This is a genomic window from Mesorhizobium sp. M5C.F.Ca.IN.020.32.2.1 (assembly GCF_004023105.1).
GTDB lineage: Bacteria > Pseudomonadota > Alphaproteobacteria > Rhizobiales > Rhizobiaceae > Mesorhizobium > Mesorhizobium wenxiniae.
The window spans coordinates 1-1033 of record NZ_RZSX01001357.1 but is presented as its reverse complement, the minus strand read 5'-3'; the positions used below and the strand labels follow the sequence as shown (position 1 = coordinate 1033).

General features: G+C 64.5%; 1 protein-coding gene and 1 pseudogene. Both read left to right on the top strand.

All coding sequences use genetic code 11. The features are described 5' to 3' along the window. Positions 1 to 163: pseudogene (locus EOA86_RS35955) on the top strand (3-isopropylmalate dehydratase small subunit); the annotation flags it as partial. 61 nt (positions 164 to 224) lie between these two features. Next, positions 225 to 1031, top strand: coding sequence for a hypothetical protein (locus tag EOA86_RS35950; protein ID WP_245497492.1), 807 nt, complete (start codon positions 225 to 227; stop codon positions 1029 to 1031). The last annotated feature ends 2 nt before the right edge of the window (positions 1032 to 1033 follow it).

Sequence of the window (1033 nt, the reverse complement as noted above, 5' to 3'; positions counted from 1 at the left end):
GGAAATCCGCGGACCGGACGGCGGCGTGGTCAAGTTCGACCTCGACGACTTCAAGCGGCACTGCCTGCTCAACGGGCTCGACGATATCGGCCTGACCATGGAGAAGGCCGACGCCATCGCCTCGTTCGAGAAGAAGAACGCCGAGTTGCGACCCTGGGCCTGAACGGTACGATGAACCCGGCCGCGCCAGGCCGGGTTCGTGTCGGCTGAACGGAGGGACAGTCATGACACCTTCGCTTCTTGCCGGCGCTTGCGCGCTGGCGTGGATTTTGATGCCGGTGGCTGGCGCGCATGCACAGACCGACATGGTGCTCGTGGCGGCTGACGATGCGTCCGGGGCCGCCGACCTGGGCGCGTCGAGCAATGCTGCCCTAGCCGACGATGACAGCCAAGCACGGGTCCCGTTCGAGAGTGGGCAGCTGACCATCACCCAGCAGGAAGAGTATGGCGAGAAGGTGCTGGCCTATGACGGCAAGCAACTGGCCAGCAATTACGAGGTGTCGTTCGACAAGATCGTCAAGGTCGGCGGGGTCAACGTCGCGCTGGTCGATGTCGGCGATGGCGGCAACCAGTGCGGCCCGGCCACGGTGATCGTCTGGAAGCCAGAAGGCGGCACCATCCAGAGCATCACGGTCGAGCAGGATGAATGTGGCGCACCGCCGGCTGCGATCTCCGACAGCGCCATCTATTTCGTGCCCTACCTGTTGCCGGGCGTTTCCAAGCCGGCGCTGCAATGGTCGCCGACGGACGGGCTGACGACTTCCGGCAATCTCACCTATATGCCGGAGCCCGGCACTGACTGGAAAGACGTCGATCCGTCGAAATACGACAACGTCGTTGACGCTTTCCACAACGAGGCCGTCTACAGGCTGGCCGAGACGCTGCTCGGCAAGGAGATGCCCGAGATGGCGACCAGCCTGCTGGTCGGCGGCGGCACCGAGAAAACCGCCTCGGGCGCCTTCTATGCCAGCGGCTGCGTGCCGCACGATTGCGGCGGCAATGACGGCTTCATGGCGGATCGACCGCCATGAAG

Excerpts from the sequence above, each read along its gene's own strand:
- EOA86_RS35950 (WP_245497492.1), top strand. The coding sequence starts at position 225 with ATGACACCTTCGCTTCTTGCCGGCGCTTGCGCGCTGGCGTGGATTTTG.